Genomic DNA, 22,589 nt, shown 5'->3' with positions numbered 1-22,589 from the left:
GCGTAGACCCAGGGCGGGTGCGGGCCGGAAGCGGGCCGGGAGCGGGCCCCTGATCAGGCATGGTAGTTTCGTTGGACTGGCGCAGTCGTTGTATGCTGCTCCGGTTGCCCGATGAAAATCGGGCCGTTCCCCTGGCAGCGCCACTCAGATCTCTGATCGTAGATCTCGATCCCGGCATGCCGGGATTATCCGTAAGAGCATCTGAAGTCTTTGGAGTGACCCGTGGCTGCCAACTGCGACGTCTGCGGCAAGGGGCCGGGCTTCGGCAACAACATCTCGCACTCGCACCGCCGTACGTCCCGTCGCTGGAACCCGAACATCCAGCGCGTGCGTACCGTGGTCGGCGGGACGCCGAAGCGCGTGAACGCCTGCACCTCGTGCATCAAGGCCGGCAAGGTCTCGCGCTGACGCACAGCTAAGCGCGCGGCCACAGCTGGTTCGCTGCAGTAAGCCGGTCCACCTCAGGGTGGGCCGGCTTTTTGCCATTCCCGTGGACCGGACTCTTGCCGTGCGCGAGGCAAGGATCCGCGGCGTCAACGGGCCGTGGTACCCCGCCTCAGAGCCCAGCCGTGATCCACGGGCCCGATCCCCCCGCCGAGTGCGAACCCGGCGGCGATGGCGCCCGTGACGTACTCCTTGGCGGCCGCCGCCGCGTCCGGCACGGACAGCCCCTTCGCGAGGTGTGCAGCGATCGCGGAGGCGAGCGTGCACCCCGTGCCGTGGGTGTGGCGGTTGTCGTGGCGCGGGGCGCGCAGCCAGAACTCCTCACAACCGTCGGTGAGGAGGTCCACGGCGTCGCCCGCGAGATGGCCGCCCTTCACCACGACCCACCGGGGTCCGTAGGCCAGCACGGCCGCCGCGGCCCGCCTGAGGTCGTCCTCAGCCTCGACGTGGACGCCGGTGAGCTGGGCCACCTCGTCGAGGTTCGGGGTCGCCACGGTCGCCACCGGCAGCAGCTTCGTGCGCACGGAATCCAGCGCCGACGCCGCCAGCAGAGAGTCGCCGTGCTTGGACACCCCCACCGGGTCGATCACGGCGGGCACGTCGGTGCCGCCGATCAATTCGGCCACCGTCTCGACGAGTTCGGCCGACGCGAGCATGCCCGTCTTGACCGCCTGTACGCCGATGTCGTCGACCACGCTGCGGTACTGGGCCCGTACCGCGTCCACCGGCAGCTCCCAAGCGCCCTGCACGCCAAGGGAGTTCTGGGCGGTGACAGCGGTGATCACGCTCATGCCGTGCACGCCGAGCGCGAGCATCGTCTTCAGGTCGGCCTGGATGCCCGCGCCGCCGCCGGAGTCGGAGCCCGCCACCGTAAGGACGCCCGGGATCATGACTCGATGTCCCCTCCGAAGTGGTCCCAGCCGCCCTTACGGGTCCACGGCGCCCCGTCCACCGTCACCTGGGGCAGCGCCGAGGGGTTGAGGACCTCGCCGATGACCTTCCAGCGGGCCGGCAGCTTCACGTCCGGCGGGAAGGTCGCCACGATCGCGTGGTCCTCTCCCCCGGTCAGTACCCACTGCATGGGGTCCACGCCGACGGCCTGCCCGATGTCGTTCATCTGGGAGGGGATGTCGATCGCCCCGGAGCGGATGTCGATACGGACCTTGCTGGCCTCGGCGATGTGCCCCAGGTCGGCGATCAGCCCGTCGCTCACGTCGCACATCGCGGTGGCGCCGAGCCCTGCGGCGGCCGGACCCGCGTGATACGGCGGCTCGGGGCGCCGGTGTGCCTCGACGAAGGCGCGCGGCGAGCGGAAACCGCGGGCGAGCACGGCGTACCCGGCCGCGGACCAGCCCAGCCAGCCCGTCACGGCGACGAGGTCGCCGGGCTGCGCTCCCGCCCGCGTCACGGGCTCCTGATTGCGCAGATCGCCGAGCGCGGTGATCGACACCATGATCGTGTCGCCCCGTACGACATCCCCGCCGACCACGGAGGCACCCGCGACCTGGCACTCGTCACGCAGGCCGTCCATCAGCTCGGTCGGCCAGGTCACCGGGAGTTCGGCGGGGACGACCAGGCCGAGCAGCAGCGCGGTCGGCACGGCGCCCATGGCGGCGATGTCCGCGAGGTTCTGCGCGGCGGCCTTGCGGCCCACGTCGTAGGCCGTGGACCAGTCACGGCGGAAGTGCCGCCCCTCCAGCAGGATGTCGGTGCTGGCGACCACCCTGCGGTCCGGAGCGGCCACCACCGCGGCGTCGTCGCCGGGGCCGACCCGGACCGCCGGGGTGGTGGTGAGACGGGAGGTGAGCTCCCTGATGAGCCCGAACTCGCCGAGCTCACCAACAGTGCCCTTCATTGCCCTTACGCCCCTTCTGTCCCTGTCCGCACCCGGTCGCGCGTCACGACTGGCCTCGCTACGGTCGACGTGTACGTCAACATCTGTCCTGCCTGCACCCTGGCGCGCAAGCCCCGGCCATCGCAGGTCTCCCCGCGGCGAGCGGCGACGCGATACCGTGGCGTTCCTTTTCCCCACATGATCCTCGTGGCCGCCCTGGAGGTTCCGTGGTACAGGCGTACATCCTGATCCAGACGGAGGTCGGCAAAGCGTCGACCGTCGCCGAGACGATCAGCAAGATCCCTGGAGTCATCCAGGCCGAGGACGTCACAGGACCGTACGACGTCATCGTGCGCGCCCAGGCCGACACCGTCGACGAGCTGGGTCGCCTGGTGGTCGCCAAGGTCCAGCAAGTGGACGGCATCACCCGCACCCTGACCTGCCCGGTCGTACATCTGTAGCCCCCGTCTACCCTTGGCCGGTGAACTCTTTGCGTCACCGGCACATTTCTGTCCTCGGGCTGCCCGCGCTCGTCCTGCTGATCACCGCAGCGGGCTGCTCATCAGCAGACGGCAGCGCGTCGGCGGCGGTTCCCAGCCCCGGCGCGAAGGCCGGGCAACTGTGCCGGAACCTCGACAAGGTGCTGCCGGCCAAGGTGGACGGTGAGAGCCGTGAGGACCCCTCGCCCGCCTCCGCGCTGACCGCGGGCTGGGGGGACTCGGCGATCATACTGCGGTGCGGTGTACCGCAGCCGCCGAAGATGGTCGATCCGAAGGTGGCCGAGGGGCGGGATCCGGACGCCGTGGCCGGTGGCGTGGAAGGCGTCAGGTGGCTGATGGAGAAGCAGGACGGCGGCGGGTACCGGTTCACGACCGCCGGCCGTCTCGCATATGTCGAGGTCAGCGTGGCGGAGGCCCGCGACAGCTCGGGTGTGCTGATCGACCTGGCCCCGGCCATCAAGAAGGCGATCCCCGAGGGGATCGCCAACTGAACGGTTCGGGCCTCGCCGGTAACGGACCGGATCCGTCCGGCTCCTACCTGAGACCCGTCGACCTGCGCAGCGCCGCCTCGATCAGCCGGTCCACCAGGTCCGGGTAGCTGATCCCGCTCGCCTGCCACATCTGCGGGTACATCGAGATCGGCGTGAAACCGGGCATCGTGTTGATCTCGTTGATCACGAACTCGCCGTCCTCGGTGAGGAAGAAGTCCGCCCGCACCAGCCCCTCGCACGAAGCCGCCTCGAAGGCTTCCACCGCCAGGCGCTGGACCTCCGCCGTCTCCTGCGGCGTCAGGGGCGCCGGCACGATCCCCGGCGTCGAGTCGATGTACTTGGCCTCGAAGTCGTAGTACGCGTGCGCGTCCGGCGGCGGGATCTCCGCGGGAACGGAGGCGCGCGGGCCCTCCTCGAACTCCAGCACCCCGCACTCGATCTCCCGGCCGCGCAGTGCCGCCTCGACGAGGATCTTCGGGTCGTGCCGCTGGGCCTCGGCGATCGCCTCGTCCAGGCCGGACAGGTCCTCGACCTTGGTGATGCCGATCGACGAGCCCGCGCGCGCGGGCTTCACGAAGAGCGGCCAGCCGTGGTCGCCGGCGAGGTCGATGATCTTCTTGCGGGCGGCGGACTCGTCCCGCTCCCACTCGCGGGGCCGGATCACCACATACGGGCCCACCTTGAGCCCGAACGAGGTGAACACCCGCTTCATGTACTCCTTGTCCTGGCCGACGGCCGAGGCGAGCACTCCCGCGCCCACGTACGGCACGCCGGAGAGCTCCAGGAGGCCCTGGAGGGTCCCGTCCTCGCCGTAGGGACCGTGGAGCACCGGGAAGACGACGTCGATCTCGCCCAGCGCCTTGGGCACCGATCCGGGCTCGGTGTAGACGACTTCGCGGTTCGCCGGGTCGACGGGGAGCACCACGCCGCCCTCGCTCGACTCGGCCAGCTCCTCGACGTGGGGCGTACGGCGCTCGGTGATCGCCATGCGGTCCGGATCGTCGGCGGTGAGCACCCAGCGCCCGCTCTGCGTGATGCCGATCGGCAGGACGTCGTACTTCGTCCGGTCGATCGCACGCAGTACGGCGCCGGCGGTGACCATGGAGATCCCGTGCTCGGAGCTGCGGCCGCCGAACACGACGGCCACGCGCGGCTTGCGCGGCTGCTGGTCAGGGCTCTGGGGGAGGTTCTCGGTGCTCATATCGCGTTGAGCGTACCCGTCCGTAGGGTCCGAGTCAGCGTCCGGAGGGTCGGCTTCGCTCAGCGTCGCTCCGGCTTCGCGCTGCGCGACATGAGCTCCTTCAGGGCGACCACGGGCGGCTTGCCCTCGTGCACGATGCCGACGACGGTCTCCGTGATGGGCATGTCTACGCCGTGCCGGCGGGCCAGATCCAGCACGGACTCACAGGACTTGACGCCCTCGGCGGTCTGCTTGGTGACCGCGATGGTCTCCTGCAGGGTCATGCCCTTGCCGAGGTTGGTGCCGAAGGTGTGGTTGCGCGACAGCGGCGAGGAGCAGGTCGCCACCAGGTCGCCGAGGCCGGCGAGTCCGGCGAACGTCATCGGGTCGGCGCCCAGCCGGACCCCGAGCCGCGCGGTCTCGGCGAGGCCGCGCGTGATGAGCGAGCCCTTGGCGTTGTCGCCGAGCCCCATGCCGTCCGCGATGCCGACGGCGAGCCCGATGACGTTCTTCACGGCACCGCCCAGCTCGCAGCCCACCACGTCGGTCTCGGTGTACGGCCTGAAGTACGGCGTGTGGCAGGCGGCCTGGAGGCGCTGCGCGACGGCCTCGTCGGTGCAGGCGACGACGGCCGCGGCGGGCATCCGCGCGGCGATCTCACGGGCGAGGTTCGGTCCCGTGACCACGGCGATCCGGTCCGAACCGACCTTGGCGACATCATCGATGACCTCGCTCATCCGCATCGCGGAGCCGAGTTCGACGCCCTTCATCAGCGAGACGAGGACCGTGCCGGGCGCGAGCAGCGGGGTCCACTCGGCGAGGTTGCCGCGCAGTGTCTGCGAGGGGATCGCGAGGACGGTGAAGTCGGCGCCGTGCGCGGCCTCGGCGGCGTCGGCCGTCGCCCGCAGGTTCTCCGGGAGCTCGACGCCGGGGAGGTAGTCGGGGTTCGTGCGGGTCGAGTTGACCGCTTCCGCGAGTTCGGGACGGCGGGCCCAGAGGGTCACCTCGCAGCCCGCGTCGGCGAGGACCATGCCGAAGGCGGTGCCCCACGACCCCGTGCCCATGACGGCCGCCTTGACGGGCTTGCTCACGTGCCCTGCCCCTCTTCCTGCCCGGCCTTGGGCTGCAACGGCGTCTGGTGGTTCTGCGCGGCGGTCCGGCGCCGCTGCTCGATGCGCTCCTGACGCGGATCGTACGGCGTCTCGGGCGCCTTCTCGCCGCGGATCTCCTCCAGCTGGCGAGTGACGGCGGCCATGATGACCTCGGTCGCCTCCTTCAGCAACTCCGGGGTCATCTCCTTGTCGTAGAAGCGCGCGAGGTCGACCGGCGGACCCGCGAGCACCCGGTGGGTCTTGCGCGGAAGGATGTTGGCCTTCTTGGCGTACGGCGGCAGCAACTCGTTGGCGCCCCACTGCGCTACGGGGATCACCGGGCACTTGGTCTGCAGGGCGACGCGGGCGGCACCGGTCTTGCCCGTCATGGGCCACTGGTCCGGGTCCCGGGTGATGGTGCCCTCGGGGTAGAACGCCACGCACTCACCGCGCTCCACGGCGTCGATCGCGGCCCGGAAGGCGCTCAGTGCGTCCGTGGTCTCCCGGTAGACGGGGATCTGGCCGGTGCCGCGCATCGCGGCACCGACGAATCCCTTCTTGAAAAGCCCGCTCTTCGCGAGGAATCGCGGAACCCGGCCGGTGTTGTACTGAAAGTGCCCGTACGTGAAGGGATCGATGTGCGAATTGTGGTTCACCGCGGTGATAAATCCACCCTCGGCCGGAATGTGCTCCATTCCACGCCAATCCCGCTTGATCAGAACCACGAGCGGCGGTTTGCAGAGCACCGCAGCGAAGCGGTACCAGAAGCCGATTCTGCGGCGGGGCACGCGGAGCACCTTCCTCTAGGAATCAAGGACATCGGACCCGGGAGCCGCACAAGTGTCGCCCCAGGCCGCCAGTCTGTCGAGAACACCGTACGCCTCGCCGCCACGGCTGCCAGATGCCCCTGGTGACTGCTGAGTGACAATGGCCGCGACTAGAGAGGGACGGAACGCGCGTGCAGTGGACCTTGGTCATACCCCTGAAACCCTTGGCGCGGGCGAAGAGCAGGCTCTCGGACACCGCCTCGGACGGGCTGCGCCCGGGCCTGGCCCTCGCATTCGCCCAGGACACCGTGGTGGCGGCGCTGGCCTGCCCGGCGGTGAAGGATGTGGCAGTCGTCACGGGCGACACGCTGGCGGGCCGCGAGCTGGGCGCACTTGGCGCACATATCGTCCCGGACGAGCCGGGCGGCGGCCTGAACGCGGCACTGGCGCACGCAGCGGCAGTCGTACGGTCGTCCCGTCCCGAAAGCCCCGTGGCGGCCCTGAACGCCGATCTCCCCGCCCTGCGTCCGCTGGAATTGGCCCGCGTGCTGGACGCGGCGGCGGAATTCCCCCGAGCTTTTCTCCCGGACTCCGCGGCAATCGGCACCACTCTGCTGGCCGCTGCCCCCGGACATGAATTGCGGCCGGCATTCGGCGAGGATTCACGGGCCCGCCATCGCCAGTCCGGGGCGGTGGAACTGCGCCTCGACGAGGTGGATTCGGTGCGCCAGGACGTGGACACCGGCGAGGATCTGCGGGCCGCACTGGCCCTGGGCGTGGGCCCGCGAACGGCGTCGGCAGCTGCTCGCCTGCTCATGGCACCGCACCCGAACCACAACCCGTCATAGGGTGGCAGCCATGCAGGCCACCGCTTACACCTACGACGAAGACACCCGCTGCGGCAGCGTCCTCCTGGACGACGGCACCCCCGTCCCCTTCGACGCTCCGGCGTTCGACGCGGGCGGCCTGAGGCTGCTGCGCCCCGGGCAGCGGGTCCGCATCGAGACGGAAGGCGACGGCGAGGCCCTGCGGATCACGCTGGTGACGCTGCAGACGCTCTAGGAACACGCCGCGGGCCGGACTCCACTCGGAGTCCGGCCCGGCGCGTGAGTGCCCTGCGGTTCTACCTGTGACCCGCAGTTCTACCTCTTGCGGGCGGTGGCCTTCTTGGCGGTGGTCTTGCGAGCCGTCGACTTCTTGGCCGGCGCCTTCTTGGCGGTCGCCTTCTTCGCCGGGGCCTTCTTGGCGGTCGCCTTCTTCGCCGTGGTCTTCTTCGCCGCGGTGGTCTTGGCGGTCGCCGTGGTCTTCTTCGCCGGCGCCTTCTTCGCGGTGGTCTTCTTGGCGGCGGCCGTGGTCTTCTTGGCCGTCGTCTTCTTCGCGGTCGTCTTCTTCGCGGCCGCCTTGGTGGTCTTCTTCGCGGCGGCCTTCTTGACCGTCGCCGAGGCACCACCGGTCAGGCTGCCCTTGGGCGCCTTCTTGACGGCGACCTCGCCGCCCCGAGGGAGCTTCTTCGAGCCGCTCACCAGGTCCTTGAAGCCCTGACCCGCACGGAAGCGCGGAACGGAGGTCTTCTTGACCCGAACCCGCTCGCCCGTCTGTGGGTTACGGGCGTAACGAGCGGGCCGGTCGACCTTCTCGAACGAACCGAAGCCGGTGACGGAGACCCGCTCACCCGAGACGACCGCGCGGACGATGGCGTCCAGTACGTGGTCGACAGCCTCGGCGGCCTGCTGGCGGCCGCCCATCTTGTCGGCAATCGCTTCTACGAGCTGCGCCTTGTTCACGTCTTCCCCTTCGGAGACATCGCCAGAACGAAAGTGTTCAAGCTTTTTCGCACGTTAGGCAGATATATACCGCAAATCAAACACGAAACGGGCTAATCACCCTTGTGCCGCAACAGACTCGACAGTCTCGAAGGTGTTCAGCGTTCCTCTTCGGGGAATCGCCCCGCGTCGAGGTCCGCCATGAACCGCTCCAGACGCCTTGTCGCTTCGGCGACGTCGTGTTTGGCCGCGGCCGTAATGACCAGCAGCTTCCGGGTCAGCGCCATCCGTACGCCCTCCGGGACTTGCAGTGCGCGCACCCTTCCATGCGCTTCCTTGAGTTGGTCCGCGACTGCCGCATAGAGCTCGAGTTGGCCGTCGTGTTCCATGCACAGATTGTGCCATCTGGGGCGAGTTGTCGCCTGCCAGGGGTGCAACTCCGGCCTCAAATGGCCTTCCGGGCACTTGCGGAAGCCGCGACTACAACACTCGCGTACCCCTTCAACATCCCTCGTAACGTGGGAAGTTGAGCGCGGCCGGCAAGCGGCGCAGGGCCGTTCGGGTGCAGACATGGCAGTACCCCCGATCGGGCTGATCGGGGGTACTGCGAGGGTGTTGTGGTGGCCGAAAGTGGCCTTGTTTCGAAGTCTCGCTCGCGTCTCGGGGTCAGGCCTTCGGATCAGGACTGAAGGGTGCGCGGCTTGAACGACGGCCGCTTCGCCTCATAGGCCGCGATGTCGGCCTCGTTCTGCAAGGTGATCGAGATGTCGTCGAGGCCGTTCAGCAGCCGCCAGCGGGAGTTCTCGTCCAGCTCGAAGGGGGCGGTGATGCCCTCGGCGCGCACCTCACGGGCCTCGAGGTCGACCGTGACCTCGGCCTGCGGGTTCTTCTCGGCAAGCTCCCACAGCGCGTCCACGATCTTCTGCTCAAGAACCACCGTGAGCAGGCCGTTCTTGAGCGAGTTGCCGCGGAAGATGTCCGCGAACCGCGAGGAGATGACGGCCTTGAAGCCGTAGTTCTGCAGCGCCCACACGGCGTGCTCACGGGAGGAGCCGGTGCCGAAGTCGGGGCCGGCGACCAGCACCGTGGCGCCTTCGCGCTCGGGGCGGTTGAGCACGAACTCCGGGTCCTTGCGCCAGGCCTCGAAAAGCCCGTCCTCGAACCCGTCCCGGGTCACCTTCTTGAGCCAGTGAGCAGGGATGATCTGGTCGGTGTCGACGTTGGAGCGGCGCAGCGGGACGGCCCGGCCGGTGTGCGTGGTGAATGCTTCCATGGCTGATCAGACTCCAGCGGGCGTACGGGTCTCGGCGTCGGACAGGTCGGCCGGGGAGGCCAGGTGGCCCAGGACCGCGGTGGCCGCCGCGACCTGCGGTGACACCAGGTGCGTACGACCGCCCTTGCCCTGGCGGCCCTCGAAGTTGCGGTTGGAGGTGGACGCGGAGCGCTCACCCGGGGCCAGCTGGTCCGGGTTCATGCCCAGGCACATCGAGCAGCCCGCGTGCCGCCACTCGGCGCCGGCCTCCTTGAAGACGACGTCCAGACCCTCGGAAACGGCCTGCAGACCCACTCGCGCGGAGCCGGGGACGACCAGCATCCGTACGCCGTCGGCGACTTTGCGGCCCTTCACGAGCTCCGCGGCGGCGCGCAGGTCCTCGATGCGGCCGTTGGTGCACGAGCCTACGAAGACGGTGTCCACCTTGATGGAGCGCAGCGGCTGTCCGGCCTCCAACCCCATGTATTCCAGGGCCTTTTCGGCGGCGAAGCGCTCCGAAGCGTCTTCGTACGAAGCCGGATCGGGGACCGACGCCGAAAGCGGCGCACCCTGGCCGGGGTTGGTGCCCCAGGTGACGAACGGCGACAGTTCGGCGGCCTCGATCACGACCTCGGCGTCGAACTCGGCGTCCGCGTCCGTCTTCAGCGTCTTCCAGTACGCGACGGCCGCGTCCCAGTCCTCGCCCTTGGGGGCGTGCGGGCGCCCCTCGAGGTAGTCGAAGGTGGTCTGGTCGGGGGCGATCATGCCCGCGCGGGCGCCGGCCTCGATCGACATGTTGCAGATGGTCATCCGGGCCTCCATCGAGAGCTGCTCGATGGCGGAGCCGCGGTATTCCAGGACGTAGCCCTGGCCGCCGCCGGTGCCGATCCTGGCGATGATCGCCAGGATCAGGTCCTTGGCGGTGACGCCGTCGGGCAGTTCGCCGTTGACCGTGATGGCCATGGTCTTCGGACGGGCCATGGGCAGCGTCTGGGTGGCCAGCACATGCTCGACCTGGGAGGTGCCGATGCCGAACGCCAGACCGCCGAAGGCGCCGTGCGTGGAGGTGTGCGAGTCACCGCAGACGACGGTCATGCCGGGCTGGGTCAGCCCCAGCTGGGGGCCCACGACGTGCACGACGCCCTGCTCGACGTCGCCCAGGGGGTGCAGGCGCACACCGAAGTCGGCGGCGTTCTTGCGCAGCGTCTCCAGCTGGATGCGGGAGACCGGGTCCGCGATGGGCTTGTCGATGTCGAGGGTCGGGGTGTTGTGGTCCTCGGTGGCGATGGTCAGGTCGAGCCGACGCACCTGGCGACCGCTCTTGCGGAGGCCGTCGAAGGCCTGCGGGCTGGTCACCTCGTGCAGCAGGTGCAGATCGATGAAGAGGAGGTCGGGCTCGCCCTCGGCGCGCCGGACGACATGGTCGTCCCAGACCTTCTCCGCGAGTGTCCTACCCATCGCTTTCCCTCCGGCCGGCATACGGTCCACCGGCCCAACTAGAGATCTTGAGAAGGCGACCTGCGCCCGCGCCCCTGCTTCCGGGCGTCCGCCGCCAGGCCCGCTCTGGTTTACGGGCCGCTCTGCCTTCGTTCTTCCAGAGTGGCGTGTTCCACGGAAAATTGAACTTGCGTTTCACAGAGTGAGACGCGAGTATCGTTTCATGGACAACAGTAGCGGCGTCGGCGTTCTGGACAAGGCAGCCCTTGTCCTGAGCGCCCTGGAGTCCGGTCCGGCCACCCTCGCAGGGCTTGTCTCGGCCACCGGACTGGCACGACCCACGGCCCATCGACTGGCCGTGGCTCTGGAACACCACCGCATGGTGGCGCGTGACATGCAGGGCCGTTTCATTCTCGGCCCCCGCCTGTCGGAACTGGCCGCGGCGGCCGGTGAGGACCGTCTTCTCGCCACGGCGGGCCCGGTCCTCACCCACCTCCGTGACGTGACCGGCGAGAGCGCACAGCTCTATCGCCGCCAGGGCGACATGCGTATCTGCGTCGCCGCGGCGGAGCGTCTGTCCGGCCTTCGGGACACGGTCCCGGTCGGCTCGACGCTCACCATGAAGGCGGGCTCCTCAGCGCAGATCCTCATGGCCTGGGAAGAGCCGGAGCGCCTGCACCGCGGCCTGCAGGGCGCACGCTTCACGGCCACGGCCCTCTCCGGCGTACGGCGCCGAGGCTGGGCCCAGTCGATCGGCGAGCGCGAGCCGGGCGTCGCGTCCGTCTCCGCGCCGGTGCGCGGCCCGTCGAACCGCGTGGTGGCCGCCGTATCGGTCTCCGGCCCCATCGAGCGCCTCACCCGCCACCCGGGCCGCATGCACGCCCAGGCGGTCATCGACGCGGCAGGCCGTCTCTCCGAGGCTCTGCGCCGCTCGGGCTGATCGAAGGAAAGTCAGGGCCGGCCTCAACGCCGCGGCAGGCCCTGACAGTTCACACGGGGGGCCGCAAGCCCCCACAGAGCCGCACCCGTCCGAACAACAGAAACGGCCCTCCACCTCACGCGCATGCGATGAGATGAAGAGCCATCGTTCTGTACCCCCGACCGGATTCGAACCGGCGCTACCGCCTTGAGAGGGCGGCGTGCTAGGCCGCTACACAACGGGGGCCTGGACACTGCGTTTCCGCAGGTCCGAGCTGGTCTACCTGGACTCGAACCAAGACTAACTGAACCAGAATCAGTCGTGCTGCCAATTACACCATAGACCAATGTGGTTTAGACCAGTCAGTACCCCCGACCGGATTCGAACCGGCGCTACCGCCTTGAGAGGGCGGCGTGCTAGGCCGCTACACAACGGGGGCCCTAGCGATCCTGCATCGAGATCGGTGGGAGCTACCCGAGCCGTCCTCGCGGGAAGGATCTGTACCCCCGACCGGATTCGAACCGGCGCTACTGCCTTGAGAGGGCAGCGTGCTAGGCCGCTACACAACGGGGGCTTTGCGGATGAGATCCGCGACGCAGATGAGCTCTGCGAGCTGGCCTACCTGGACTCGAACCAAGACTAACTGAACCAGAATCAGTCGTGCTGCCAATTACACCATAGGCCACTGGAACGCAAGCCCCTGAGGGGATCTCGTTCTAGTTTGCTCCCCCGGATTCCGGCCTTTCGGCCCGCTCTCCGGCGGCGCAGGAAGAACATTACCCGAAGGTGGACGGGGCTCCAAAACGGGTATCCGCGCCGAGGAGCGCGGGGAGTTCGGCGAGGGAGGCGATCCGGTGCGGCCCGCCGGGGGCGTCATCGCTGGTGTACACGCCGTCACGGTTGATCCACACCGAGAGCAGTCCGGCGTCGGCGGCACCCCGCCCGTCGATCTCCGGGTGATCACCGACGTACGCCACCTGGTGCGGGGCCAGCTCCAGTGCCGTGCAGGCGGCGTGGAAGGCGCGGGCCTCCGGTTTCGAGATGCCGAGCTCGGCGGCGCACAGGATCGCCTCGAACCGGTCGTGGACCCCGAGCACCCGCAGCTTGCGGTCCTGGACCACGAGGCTGGAGTTGGACAGGACGGCGTGCCGATGACTGGCCGCGAGGGCGTCCAGGACGGGCAGGACGTCCGGGAACAGGGCCCAGGCGGCCTCGTAGTGCGTGATGTACCGCTGGAACCACGCCTCGGCCTCGGCGTCCGTCAGCTCCGCGCCCAGGAAGGCCCGTACGCGATCACGCCGCTGGCCCTCGAAGGTCGCCTCCCCCGCCGAGAACCGTGCCCACTGCTGATCGGTGACCTGCCGCCAGCGCACGAGGGCCTGCTCGACGGTCTCGTACCCGTCGAGCAGGCCCTCGGCCAGCAGGTGCCCCCGCATTCCGGCGCGGTCGGCGGCGGTGTAGTCGAAGATGGTGTCGTCCACGTCCCAGACCACGGCCCGAATGCTCATGATCCGACCGTAACCCGGACGGCAGGGGGCTGTCCGTCAGTTGACCGTGGTCGTGCCGGTGACGGTGAGGGCGGGGCCCACCTCGTCGTGCGGCTGGGCAGTCAGTTTCCAGGTGTACGTGCCGGTGACGCGGCGGCCGTCGGTCCCGTAGCCGTCCCAGGCGGCGCGGACGGCTGCGCCCTCGGTGCTGCCGGTGAGGCTGCGCACGACCGTGCCGCCGCTGTTGGTCAGGGTGAGCGTCCAGTCGGCGGGCTTGTTGAGCTGCCACACGGGCTGCCAGGGCTTGGACTTCGTCGGGCCGCCCGGTACCGCGTCCGTCTGGGCTTCCATCTGTGCGAGCGTCGAGGCGGGGACCCCGCTGCGGACGATCGACACCTCGCCGTAGGTGCCGTTGAGGTAGGCGATGTGGCCGCCGAAGCGGTCGACGGCCCAGCGGCCGTTGCTGCCTCCGCTGTTCTGGTCCGTGGCGGGCAGCTTGACCAGGGTTCGGGTGGCCGCCGTACCGGTGTGGAAGTCCGTGAGCAGGAGCTCGTGGGTGGTGCGGTTCTCGCGGAGCAGGAAGCCGTCGGCGAGGCGGGCCGGGCCCTGGTCGGCGGGGACCGTGATCTTGCGGTTCGTCGCCCGGTCGTAGACGCCCGCGCTGGTGCCGCAGGACCAGTACAGCCAGGTGTTGACCGCCTGGATGTCGCTCGGGGTGCAGGGCGCGCCGGTGGCCAGGGTGGCTACCGTCTGGCCGGTCTTGAGACTCTTGCCGACGACCGAGCCCTGGGTGCTGCCGGGGGTCCACATCGTCTGGCCCCAGACGGCGGCCGCGGTGCGGGCGCGGCTGAGGTTGGTCCCGCCGTCGGTCGTGCCGCTCGGGAAGTCGACGACCTTCTGGGTGCCGGAGCCGCCGTTGTAGAGCACATAGCGGCCGGTGCCACCGGGGATACGGCCGGCGGAGTCGCCGCCCGTCGGCTCGGAGCGGCTGGGCGTCGTGGCGTCGGGGCCGACGTTGTGGACGAATTCCTGGCCCTCGGCGTTGGTCCACAGGAAGGCGACCCGGCCGTCGCCCAGGGCCTCCAGCTGAGGGCAGGCGGCGTCGCCCGGGAGGCAGGTGCTCTGGGTCAGCGCCGGGCTGCGGGGGGTCTGCGGGCCCGTGGGTTTGCCCGTGGCGTCCAGCTGGAAGCTGCTGAACCGGTTGGAGGCCCCAGGTGTCGAGCCGTACAGGAACAACTCGCCCCCTGCGACGGCCAGTCCCTCCACCCCGACTGCGTAGGCGGGGATCTGGGCCACCTTCTCGGTGGTGACCGTGCCGTCCTCGGTGGGCGTGATCCGGTGGACGTTCCAGTCGAGGCTGGACGGGCCGGCGGTGGCGAGCGCGCCGCCGTCCAAGGTCGGGCCTATCCCGCCGAACGAAGGGCGGAGCACCGTGGTGTCGGTGCCGGTCACGAGGGAGCGGGCGATCAGTGCGGGCTGTGTTCCGACCTCGACGAATTCCGGGTTGCCGATGAGGAGTTGATCGCCGACCACGGCCTCGGTGTCAGCGGCCGATCGGGGGTGCGTGGTGGGCTCGGTGCCGGGCTCGGAGTCGATCCGGATCGACTTCCAGTCGGCGACGAGCCAGCGGTCGTTGTAGACGACCTCGGGGGCGCTGATCACGCCGGTGACGTAGGTGCGGAAGGTGCCGTCCGCGAGGTCGATGAGACCCACGGACGTCGTGCCGTCGACCTTGTACACGACGGCGAGCCGACGGACCGAGCCGGCCTGCGGGTAGGCGGTGGGCTGGGCGCCCGCCGGGAGGCCGGAGACCGGCAGGTCCGTGGTGGTGCCGTCGGGAGCGGCGCGCAGGACGTGCAGGGCACCGGCGGCGTCCCGGGTCAGCACGCTCCAGCCCACGGCGGCCTGGTAGGTCTGGCCGGACGGGATCGTGAGGGTGGCGGTCACGCCCGTGGAGCGGTGCTTCTGCGTGGCGGTCGCACCGCTCATCGTGGTGATGACGTCGGTGCCGGTGGCCAGGTCGTCCGGACCGGCGTGCGCGGGCGGCACGAAGTCCGGGTCGTCCACCCAGGTCGTGGAGCCGCCGCTGACCGTGTCGTACCGGAACCCGGACGCGCCGGCCCACACGTACCGGATCTCCTGGCGCTTCTCCGTGCTGAGCCGGACGGTCCCCACGGGCGACTCCACGGCCTGCGCGGGTGTGATCGGCAGGGCGCACGTCAGTGCCACCGCCCCGCTGAGCGCCACCGTGGCAAGTCTTCGTGAACGAGTCACGTTCCCCTCCCCCTGTAACAGGGTGCACACGCACCTCATGTGCACAAGGAGCATCCAACGTCCACTCAGAAAGCGGTGGTTGGCCGGAAGGGTGAACTCCGGGTGACGCATGGGCGGACATGCGAAGGGCGGCGCCCGAACCGGACGCCGCCCTGCCGTGAACGCGCTATGCGGCCAGCTTGGCCAGCGCCGCGTCGATGCGGGCCAGCGTCTTCTCCTTGCCCAGGACCTCGAGGGACTCGAAGAGGGGCAGACCGACGGTGCGGCCGGTGACGGCGACGCGGACCGGGGCCTGGGCCTTGCCGAGCTTGAGGCCGTGGGCCTCGCCGGCGGCCAGGACGGCCTCCTTCAGGGACTCGGGAGAGGTCCAGTCGGCCGCGTCCAGCTTCTCGCGGGCGGTCGTCAGGAGCGCGTCGCTGCCCTCCTTCATCGCCTTCGTCCAGCTCGGCTCGTCGAACACCGGCTCCGGGAGGAAGAGGAAGTCGACGTTGTCCGTGATCTCCGAGAGGACCTTCAGGCGCGTCTGCGCGTGCGGGGCGATCGCGTGCCACTTGGCCTCGTCGAACTCCTCCGGCGCCCAGGGGGCGAACGGGGCCTTCAGCCAGGGGGCGCAGCGCTCCGTGAAGTCCTTCACGTCGAGCAGGCGGATGTGGTCGCCGTTGATCGACTCGCACTTCTTGAGGTCGAAGCGGGCCGGGTTGGGCTGCACGTCCGCGATGTCGAAGGCCGCGACCATCTCGGCCATCGTGAAGATGTCCTGGTCGGCGGAGAGCGACCAGCCGAGCAGGGAGAGGTAGTTGAGCAGGCCCTCGGGGAGGAAGCCGCGCTCGCGGTAGAGGTTCAGCGACGACTGGGGGTCGCGCTTGGACAGCTTCTTGTTGCCCTCGCCCATCACGTACGGCAGGTGGCCGAACTGCGGGGTCTGCTTGGCGATGCCCAGCTCCGTCAGCGCCTTGTACAGGGCGATCTGGCGGGGCGTGGAGGAGAGCAGGTCCTCGCCGCGCAGGACGTGGGTGATCTCCATCAGGGCGTCGTCGACCGGGTTCACCAGCGTGTACAGCGGGGCGCCGTTCGCGCGGACGATGCCGTAGTCCGGGACGTTCTCCGGGGTGAAGGTCAGCTCGCCGCGGACCAGGTCCGTGAAGGTGATCGTCTCGTCGGGCATGCGGAAGCGGACGATGGGCTCGCGGCCCTGGGCCTTGTACTCGTCGACCTGCGCGTCGGTCAGCTCGCGGCAGTGGCCGTCGTAGCCGGACGGCTTTCCGGCGGCGCGGGCGGCCTCGCGGCGGCTGTCCAGCTCCTCCTGGGAGCAGTAGCAGCGGTAGGCGTAACCGCCGTCCAGGAGCTTCTGACCGATCTCCTTGTAGAGGTCCATGCGCTGCGACTGGCGGTACGGCGCGTGCGGGCCGCCGACCTCGGGGCCCTCGTCCCAGTCGAAGCCCAGCCAGCGCATGGAGTCGAGCAGCTGCTCGTAGGACTCCTCGGAGTCGCGGGCCGCGTCGGTGTCCTCGATGCGGAAGACGAGCGTGCCCTGGTGGTGCTTGGCGAACGCCCAGTTGAACAGGGCCGTGCGGACCAGGCCCACGTGGGGGTTACCGGTGGGCGAGGGGCAGAAACGTACGCGGACGGGTGCGCTAGCCACGCTTGACAACCTTGTTGGTGAGAGTGCCGATGCCTTCGATGGTGACGGCGACCTCGTCGCCGACGTTGAGGGGGCCGACCCCTGCCGGGGTGCCCGTGAGGATCACGTCGCCGGGGAGCAGCGTCATGGCCTCGGAGATGTTGACGATCAGATCCTCGATCCGGTGGATCATCTCGCTGGTGCGGCCGAGCTGGCGCTGTTCGCCGTTGACCGTGAGCTGGATCGTCAGGTCGGACGCCTTCTCGAGGTCCAGGTCCGTCTCCACCCAGGGGCCCAGCGGGCAGGAGCTGTCGAAGCCCTTGGCCCGCGCCCACTGCTTCTCGCGCTTCTGGACGTCGCGGGCGGTGATGTCGTTGGCGCAGGTGTAGCCGAAGATCACGTCCTTGACGCGCTCGCGCGGGACCTCGCGGCACATGCGGCCGATGACGACGGCCAGTTCGGCCTCGTGGTGGAGGTCCTCGGTGAAGGACGGGTACTGGATCTCGTCGCCGGAGCCGATCACCGCGGTGGACGGCTTGAAGAAGGCGAACGGGGCGTCGGGCACCTCGTGGCCGAGTTCGCGGGCGTGCTCGGCGTAGTTGCGGCCGAAGGCCACCACTTTGTTGGGGAGCACGGGCGGCAGCAGCCTGACCTTGCTCAGCGGCACCTTCGTACCGGAGAGCTCGAAGTCCGCGAACGGGATGCCCTTGATGATGTCGAGGACGAGCTCGTCAGGCTTGTCGCCCTCGACCGCGCCGAAGGCGACGTTCCCGTCGATGGAGAATCTGGCGATGCGCACGGGATCCCTGCGCCCCTCACTTGAGCCGGCTGGAGTCTGACGCTCCAGGCTAACGCGGCAAGGGGCAGGTGCCTCGCGTATTACCTCGGGCGAGGGCGCCTTGAATGATCCTGGGCCGGCGCGCGTACTACTGCGCGACGGAGGCCGTGGCGGGGATCTCCATGAGGACGGTGCGCCTGGGGTTCGCCGTCTGGGCGGGGAGGTCGACGGGGTGCTCCTGCCCCGGGGTCTGCAGGGCGTCGGCGTCCTCGAGGTGCGCCAGCGTCGTGCGCCGCGGGTTGGCTATGTTGTGGAACATCATCGTCGTCTTCACGGTTGTACGTGACCCTGTCGTGTTCGGGCGCAGGTGGAGGCAGGGGGCCTCGCGCGGGCGCAGGTTGTCAAAGTCTTACATCATGTAAAGCGCGGGCTAAACCTGATGTTCCCCTCCAGGACCGCGCAGACCGTGGCTTCAGCGTGTGAGTTTGCTCACGACTCTGCGGACGAACCTGGCAATTCAGGCGCGCATTTCACCCCCACGAAACGGACATTGGCCCCCTGAAGCCATCATTCCGCTCCTGATCATGGCGACTGGGACACGTCCTACGCCCGAGCGGCTCGCGGGCATAAGTCCGATTTGGACGGGATCATTTTCTACGGCAGGTAATCTCCCCCTCACGTGGTGTCACGTATGTCACGGCTCGACCTACGGGCCTTGTTGGAGATCCGGCACTGTGCTGGAATTCCACGGACCGCCGCAGGATCGAGCCGGCGCACAGGGGGCGCATCGAGCGCCGAGCGGCGGCTAGAAGGGGGAGCCAGCGCCGGTCACTCACGACCATCAGGGAGCGTGTTCAGGACGCTCCCCAATACGCCGACACCGTGCCCGTCCGTTCACGCGGAGGGGCGCCTGGTCCAGAGGTTGCGACGCTAGTGCAGGGACGTTTCAAGAGGGATGGCAGCGCTTCGGCGGAGCCGGAGCACGGCGGGACCGACCGAGGTCCCTCGCCCCAGCACGCCCAGAACCCGGGCCCGGCCGTGTCCGTCGACGGCGGTGAGCGCTCCGGGCGCCCTGCCGTGTCGGCCTCCCCGGGGACGGCCAGCGCTTCCGCGCCACCGCCGCCGAAGAAGGCCCCCAAGTCCGCCACCGGTCCGGGCGCGCGAATAGCCCTGCGCAACTGGCGGATCTCCACGCGCCTGGTGGCGCTGCTGACGCTCCCGGTGGTCGCGGCCACCTCGCTGGGCGCCCTGCGTATCAGCGACAACATGGACGACATCCAGCAGCTCGACAACATGAAGCTGCTGACGGACATGACCAAGCGGGCCACCGAGCTCGCCGCGGCGCTCCAGGAGGAGCGCGACCAGTCCGCCGGCCCGCTCGCGCACGGCGCGAAGGCGACGGACTACACGGTCAAGGGCTACCGGGACAAGACGGACCGGGCCAGGGACAGCTTCATCGAGGCGTCCGAGGAGATCGACGACAGCAGCAAGGACGGCAACCTCAAGGGCGTCCGTGACAACCTCGTCCAGCTCGTCGGCGACCTGAGCGACATCGCGAAGATCCGCAACACCGCCTACCAGGCCAAGCAGAACTCCACGCAGTCCGTGGAGGCCTACCACCGCCTGATCACCAACCTGCTCGGTCTCTCGCAGGACATGGCGGAGGCGACCAGCAACCCGGAGATGATCCAGAGCACGCGTGCCCTGGCGGCCTTCTCCACCGCCAAGGAGTACGCGTCCATCCAGCGCGCCGTCCTCGCCGCCGCGCTGCCCGCGAACAACGACACCGCGGGCAAGCTCTCCGAGAACGACCGGCTGTACGCCGAGTCGGCCCTGACGAGCCAGCGCTCCGAGCTGAAGAGCTTCAGGAGCATCTACGGCATCCAGGGCGCCGCCGACCTGCTGCAGTCGATCGAGAAGGGCAACCCGACGATCACGGCGAGCGACAAGTACGCCACCCGTGCCCTCGGCAACCCGAACGCCCTCGACGACCTGGAGAAGCGCTCCTACAAGGACTGGGTGGACGACAGCACCACCAAGATCCAGCAGATGCGGGCCATCGAGACCACGCTGCTGGAGGACATGGAGCAAAAGGCCCGCGAGCTGCGCAACGAGTCGGAGCGCGAGGCGATCATCTCCGGTGCGCTGATCCTGCTCGTGCTCGGTGTCTCGCTGGTCGGCGCCTTCGTGGTGGCCCGCTCCATGATCCGCTCGCTGCGCCGCCTGGAGGAGACCGCCACCAAGGTCGCCCAGGACCGGCTGCCCGAGCTGGTCAAGCAGCTGTCGGAGTCGGACCCGCAGGACGTCGACACCTCCGTCGAGTCGGTCGGTGTGCACTCCCGGGACGAGATCGGCCAGGTGGCCGCGGCCTTCGACGACGTGCACCGCGAGGCGGTCCGCCTCGCCGCCGAGCAGGCCCTGCTGCGGGGCAACGTCAACGCGATGTTCACCAACCTCTCGCGCCGCTCCCAGGGCCTCATCCAGCGTCAGCTCTCGCTGATCTCCGAACTGGAGTCCCGCGAGGCCGACCCGGACCAGCTGTCCTCCCTGTTCAAGCTCGACCACCTCGCGACGCGCATGCGCCGTAACGGTGAGAACCTCCTCGTCCTCGCCGGTGAGGAGCCCGGCCGCCGCTGGACCCGTCCGGTCCCGCTGGTCGACGTGCTCCGCGCCGCCGCGTCCGAGGTGGAGCAGTACGAGCGCATCGAGCTGTCGTCCGTGCCGACCACCGAAGTGGCCGGCCGCGTCGTCAACGACCTCGTGCACCTGCTCGCCGAGCTGCTGGAGAACGCGACCTCGTTCTCCTCCCCGCAGACCAAGGTCAAGGTCACCGGTCACGCGCTGCCCGACGGCCGCGTCCTGATCGAGATCCACGACACCGGCATCGGCCTCTCCCCCGAGGACCTCGCCGCGATCAACGAGCGGCTCGCCTCGCCGCCCACCGTGGACGTCTCCGTCTCGCGCCGCATGGGCCTCTTCGTGGTCGGCCGGCTGTCGCAGCGGCACGGCATCCGCATCCAGCTGCGCCCCTCCGACTCAGGTGGTACGACCGCGCTGGTCATGCTGCCCGTCGACGTCGCCCAGGGCGGCAAGAAGCCCGCTCCGGGCAAGCCCGGCCCGGGCGGTCCCGGCGCCTCCGGTGGTCCGGCCGCAGCGCAGGCCGCTGCCGGTGCGGCTGCCGCCCGTCGCCAGTCCGGCGGCTCTCTCGGCGCGGGTGCGCCGGGTGGTGCCGCGGGTGGTGCGCTCGGTGCCGGTGCGTCCGGCGGGGGCCGCCTCGGTGCCGGTCAGGGACCGCGGGCCGCGCTGCCGGGACGCGACGGCGGCGGACTTCCGGGTGGGCCCGGCGCACCGCGTGGACCGCAGGGTCCGGGCGCCCCGTCGCAGGGCCGGCCGGCTCCCGCCGGTGCGGGTGCCGGTTTCGGTGGCCAGGCTCCGGGTGCTCCGCAGGGCCTGCAGGCCGCGGGCACGGGTCAGGATCCGTTCGGTGCGGGCCAGGACGCCTTCGGCGGCTCCGGTCGTGACCAGTCCCGTCCGGGTGGGCCTTCCTCCCAGCAGAACCCGCCCGCCGAGAAGGGCCGTCGTGGCCGTCAGCCGCAGCTGCCGCCGCGCGGTGGCCCGCGTGCCGAGCTGCCGGGCGGCAGCCAGCCCTCCCGCCCCAGCTGGAGCGACGAGAACGCGCAGCCGCCGGTGCCGCGCGCCTCGCTCGACACCCCGCGCGGGCACGACGAGGACTCCGCACAGACCTCCCGGATGCCGCGGGTCGACGACCGCCAGGGCACGGGCTCGGCCTCCGAGTTCGCCCGCCCGGACTTCGACGCCACGTCGCCGGGTTCGTACAACCCGCAGAGCACGGGCCAGTTCGTCCGCCCGGATGTCTACGGCACCCCGGGTGCCGGTCAGACCAACCCGTCGCAGACGGGCCAGTTCCCCGCTCCGCAGGCCTACGACAACAGCTCGACCGGCCAGCACGCCCTGCCCGGCCGCCAGAACCCGGACCCCACCGGACAGTTCCAGCGGCCCCAGGGCAACCCGCAGGGCGGTCAGAACAACTCGTCGCAGACGGGCCAGTTCTCCGCCCCGCAGGCCTACGACAACAGCTCGACCGGCCAGCACGCCCTGCCCGGCCGCCAGAACCCGGACTCCACCGGACAGTTCCAGCAGCCGCAGGTCAACGGCACGTACGGCGGCGGCTACGGCGCCGCGCAGCCCCCGGCCCCGCAGCGTCCGCAGCAGCGGCCCGCGCGGCAGGAGCCCGAGGCGCTGCCGCCCGCGACCGGCCCCGGTGACGGGCGTACGCCGCTGTACGACACGCTGGAGACCAACTGGTTCCACGGCGGTCCGCAGGGGCAGCAGCCCGAGGCGGGCGGCCAGGCTCCGGCCTCCGCTCCGCGGGAATCCCAGGCTCCCGCGGCGCCTCCGCAGCCGTCCTCCGCTCCTCAGCGGGGCGCATCGACCACCTGGCGCAGCTCGCCGAACGACGACCTCGTCCGGCAGGCGGAACGCGTCCGGCAGCCCGCCGCAGGCGGGGTCACCACCTCCGGCCTGCCGCGCCGGGTTCCCAGGGCGAACCTCGTCCCGGGAACGGCTCAGCAGCAACAGCACCAAGCCGGTCCGCAGATCTCGCGTGCGCCTGACGACGTACGCGGTCGGCTGACCAATCTCCGTCGGGGTATCGCGCAAGGTCGCCAGGTCGGTAACGGCCAGACCGGCAGCTTCCCGAACCCCACTCACCAGCAGGAGCGTTAGTTGAG

The 22,589-nt window shown here is 69.9% G+C and carries 21 protein-coding genes and 5 tRNA genes; 7 read left to right on the top strand and 19 right to left on the bottom strand.

The genetic code is table 11. The annotated features are described in order from the left end of the window. Nucleotides 1-222 precede the first annotated feature (222 nt). A complete protein-coding gene (rpmB, locus tag ACFY5C_RS19370) occupies nucleotides 223-408 on the top strand; it encodes a 50S ribosomal protein L28 (protein ID WP_003993230.1) in 186 nt (61 codons plus the stop codon). Nucleotides 409-533: 125 nt separating this feature from the next. Here the strand turns inward: rpmB and thiD are convergent, their stop codons facing one another. Together thiD and ACFY5C_RS19360 are read right to left on the bottom strand one after the other, a co-directional pair. Then, nucleotides 534-1,334 carry a bifunctional hydroxymethylpyrimidine kinase/phosphomethylpyrimidine kinase gene (gene thiD / locus ACFY5C_RS19365; RefSeq protein ID WP_389445706.1) on the bottom strand — a complete coding sequence of 267 codons (801 nt, stop codon included), beginning with the start codon at nucleotides 1,332-1,334 and terminating at the stop codon, nucleotides 534-536. Beyond that, the gene (locus ACFY5C_RS19360; protein WP_328422982.1) at nucleotides 1,331-2,299 is read right to left on the bottom strand and encodes a thiamine-phosphate kinase; all 969 of its coding nucleotides are present in this window, start codon (nucleotides 2,297-2,299) and stop codon (nucleotides 1,331-1,333) included. Before ACFY5C_RS19360 ends, thiD begins: the two co-directional genes overlap by 4 nt. Before the next feature lie 206 nt (nucleotides 2,300-2,505). Here ACFY5C_RS19360 and ACFY5C_RS19355 point away from each other — a divergent pair, with 206 nt between their 5' ends. Beyond that, entirely contained in the window at nucleotides 2,506-2,739 is a 234-nt protein-coding gene (locus ACFY5C_RS19355; RefSeq protein WP_383243292.1) for an Lrp/AsnC family transcriptional regulator, read from the top strand. 20 nt (nucleotides 2,740-2,759) lie between these two features. Beyond that, nucleotides 2,760-3,269 carry a DUF3515 domain-containing protein gene (locus tag ACFY5C_RS19350; RefSeq protein WP_389445704.1) on the top strand — a complete coding sequence of 170 codons (510 nt, stop codon included), beginning with the start codon at nucleotides 2,760-2,762 and terminating at the stop codon, nucleotides 3,267-3,269. Between the two features lie 43 nt (nucleotides 3,270-3,312). Here the strand turns inward: ACFY5C_RS19350 and ACFY5C_RS19345 are convergent, their stop codons facing one another. The 3 genes from ACFY5C_RS19345 to ACFY5C_RS19335 are packed head-to-tail and all read right to left on the bottom strand — an operon-like array spanning nucleotide 3,313 to nucleotide 6,328. Beyond that, nucleotides 3,313-4,470, bottom strand: a complete 1,158-nt coding sequence (locus tag ACFY5C_RS19345; protein ID WP_389445701.1) for a D-alanine--D-alanine ligase family protein — start codon at nucleotides 4,468-4,470, stop codon at nucleotides 3,313-3,315. 59 nt (nucleotides 4,471-4,529) lie between these two features. After that, on the bottom strand, nucleotides 4,530-5,540 hold the full coding sequence (locus tag ACFY5C_RS19340; RefSeq protein WP_389445698.1) for an NAD(P)H-dependent glycerol-3-phosphate dehydrogenase: 1,011 nt from the start codon (nucleotides 5,538-5,540) through the stop codon (nucleotides 4,530-4,532). Next, a complete protein-coding gene (locus ACFY5C_RS19335; RefSeq protein WP_389445695.1) occupies nucleotides 5,537-6,328 on the bottom strand; it encodes a lysophospholipid acyltransferase family protein in 792 nt (263 codons plus the stop codon). Before ACFY5C_RS19335 ends, ACFY5C_RS19340 begins: the two co-directional genes overlap by 4 nt. Before the next feature lie 170 nt (nucleotides 6,329-6,498). Here ACFY5C_RS19335 and cofC point away from each other — a divergent pair, with 170 nt between their 5' ends. Next, nucleotides 6,499-7,155, top strand: coding sequence for a 2-phospho-L-lactate guanylyltransferase (cofC, locus tag ACFY5C_RS19330; protein ID WP_389445692.1), 657 nt, complete (start codon nucleotides 6,499-6,501; stop codon nucleotides 7,153-7,155). A 10-nt stretch (nucleotides 7,156-7,165) separates the two neighbouring features. Beyond that, a complete protein-coding gene (locus ACFY5C_RS19325; protein WP_389445690.1) occupies nucleotides 7,166-7,369 on the top strand; it encodes a hypothetical protein in 204 nt (67 codons plus the stop codon). An 80-nt stretch (nucleotides 7,370-7,449) separates the two neighbouring features. On the opposite strand, the gene ACFY5C_RS19320 is transcribed toward ACFY5C_RS19325, so the two are convergent. The 4 genes from ACFY5C_RS19320 to leuC form a co-directional block, all read right to left on the bottom strand. After that, nucleotides 7,450-8,091, bottom strand: a complete 642-nt coding sequence (locus ACFY5C_RS19320) for an HU family DNA-binding protein (protein WP_389445687.1) — start codon at nucleotides 8,089-8,091, stop codon at nucleotides 7,450-7,452. 137 nt (nucleotides 8,092-8,228) lie between these two features. Beyond that, nucleotides 8,229-8,459, bottom strand: a complete 231-nt coding sequence (locus ACFY5C_RS19315) for a hypothetical protein (RefSeq protein ID WP_328878980.1) — start codon at nucleotides 8,457-8,459, stop codon at nucleotides 8,229-8,231. A gap of 290 nt (nucleotides 8,460-8,749) precedes the next feature. Beyond that, a complete protein-coding gene (leuD, locus tag ACFY5C_RS19310; RefSeq protein ID WP_389445685.1) occupies nucleotides 8,750-9,343 on the bottom strand; it encodes a 3-isopropylmalate dehydratase small subunit in 594 nt (197 codons plus the stop codon). A gap of 6 nt (nucleotides 9,344-9,349) precedes the next feature. After that, nucleotides 9,350-10,780, bottom strand: coding sequence for a 3-isopropylmalate dehydratase large subunit (gene leuC / locus ACFY5C_RS19305; protein WP_389445682.1), 1,431 nt, complete (start codon nucleotides 10,778-10,780; stop codon nucleotides 9,350-9,352). Nucleotides 10,781-10,982: 202 nt separating this feature from the next. Between leuC and ndgR the strand changes: the two genes are divergently transcribed. Then, a complete protein-coding gene (gene ndgR / locus ACFY5C_RS19300; protein WP_328423005.1) occupies nucleotides 10,983-11,699 on the top strand; it encodes an IclR family transcriptional regulator NdgR in 717 nt (238 codons plus the stop codon). Nucleotides 11,700-11,851: 152 nt separating this feature from the next. Here ndgR and ACFY5C_RS19295 read toward each other — a convergent pair. From ACFY5C_RS19295 to ACFY5C_RS19250, 10 genes are all read right to left on the bottom strand, one after another. After that, nucleotides 11,852-11,924, bottom strand: a tRNA-Glu gene (locus ACFY5C_RS19295). A gap of 28 nt (nucleotides 11,925-11,952) precedes the next feature. Then, nucleotides 11,953-12,024, bottom strand: a tRNA-Gln gene (locus ACFY5C_RS19290). Nucleotides 12,025-12,044: 20 nt separating this feature from the next. After that, a tRNA-Glu gene (locus ACFY5C_RS19285) sits at nucleotides 12,045-12,117 on the bottom strand. Between the two features lie 62 nt (nucleotides 12,118-12,179). Further along, a tRNA-Glu gene (locus ACFY5C_RS19280) sits at nucleotides 12,180-12,252 on the bottom strand. 39 nt (nucleotides 12,253-12,291) lie between these two features. Further along, nucleotides 12,292-12,363: transfer RNA gene (locus tag ACFY5C_RS19275), tRNA-Gln, on the bottom strand. 91 nt (nucleotides 12,364-12,454) lie between these two features. Beyond that, the gene (locus ACFY5C_RS19270; RefSeq protein ID WP_389445679.1) at nucleotides 12,455-13,186 is read right to left on the bottom strand and encodes an HAD family hydrolase; all 732 of its coding nucleotides are present in this window, start codon (nucleotides 13,184-13,186) and stop codon (nucleotides 12,455-12,457) included. Between the two features lie 36 nt (nucleotides 13,187-13,222). Next, entirely contained in the window at nucleotides 13,223-15,439 is a 2,217-nt protein-coding gene (locus ACFY5C_RS19265; RefSeq protein WP_389445677.1) for a FlgD immunoglobulin-like domain containing protein, read from the bottom strand. Nucleotides 15,440-15,605: 166 nt separating this feature from the next. Next, on the bottom strand, nucleotides 15,606-17,090 hold the full coding sequence (gltX, locus tag ACFY5C_RS19260) for a glutamate--tRNA ligase (RefSeq protein ID WP_389445675.1): 1,485 nt from the start codon (nucleotides 17,088-17,090) through the stop codon (nucleotides 15,606-15,608). After that, nucleotides 17,074-17,859, bottom strand: a complete 786-nt coding sequence (locus ACFY5C_RS19255; RefSeq protein ID WP_389445673.1) for a fumarylacetoacetate hydrolase family protein — start codon at nucleotides 17,857-17,859, stop codon at nucleotides 17,074-17,076. The genes gltX and ACFY5C_RS19255 overlap by 17 nt, the downstream gene beginning before the upstream one ends. A gap of 127 nt (nucleotides 17,860-17,986) precedes the next feature. Then, on the bottom strand, nucleotides 17,987-18,172 hold the full coding sequence (locus ACFY5C_RS19250) for a hypothetical protein (protein WP_389445672.1): 186 nt from the start codon (nucleotides 18,170-18,172) through the stop codon (nucleotides 17,987-17,989). Nucleotides 18,173-18,771: 599 nt separating this feature from the next. On the opposite strand from ACFY5C_RS19250, the gene ACFY5C_RS19245 reads away from it, so the two are divergent. Then, complete coding sequence (locus tag ACFY5C_RS19245; RefSeq protein ID WP_389445670.1) at nucleotides 18,772-22,584, top strand: nitrate- and nitrite sensing domain-containing protein; 3,813 nt, start codon at nucleotides 18,772-18,774, stop codon at nucleotides 22,582-22,584. Nucleotides 22,585-22,589: the final 5 nt, after the last annotated feature.

This window comes from Streptomyces sp. NPDC012935 (genome assembly GCF_042900345.1).
GTDB lineage: Bacteria > Actinomycetota > Actinomycetes > Streptomycetales > Streptomycetaceae > Streptomyces.
Note: the sequence above shows the minus strand (reverse complement) of the source record. Positions and strands in the feature narration are given on the sequence as shown.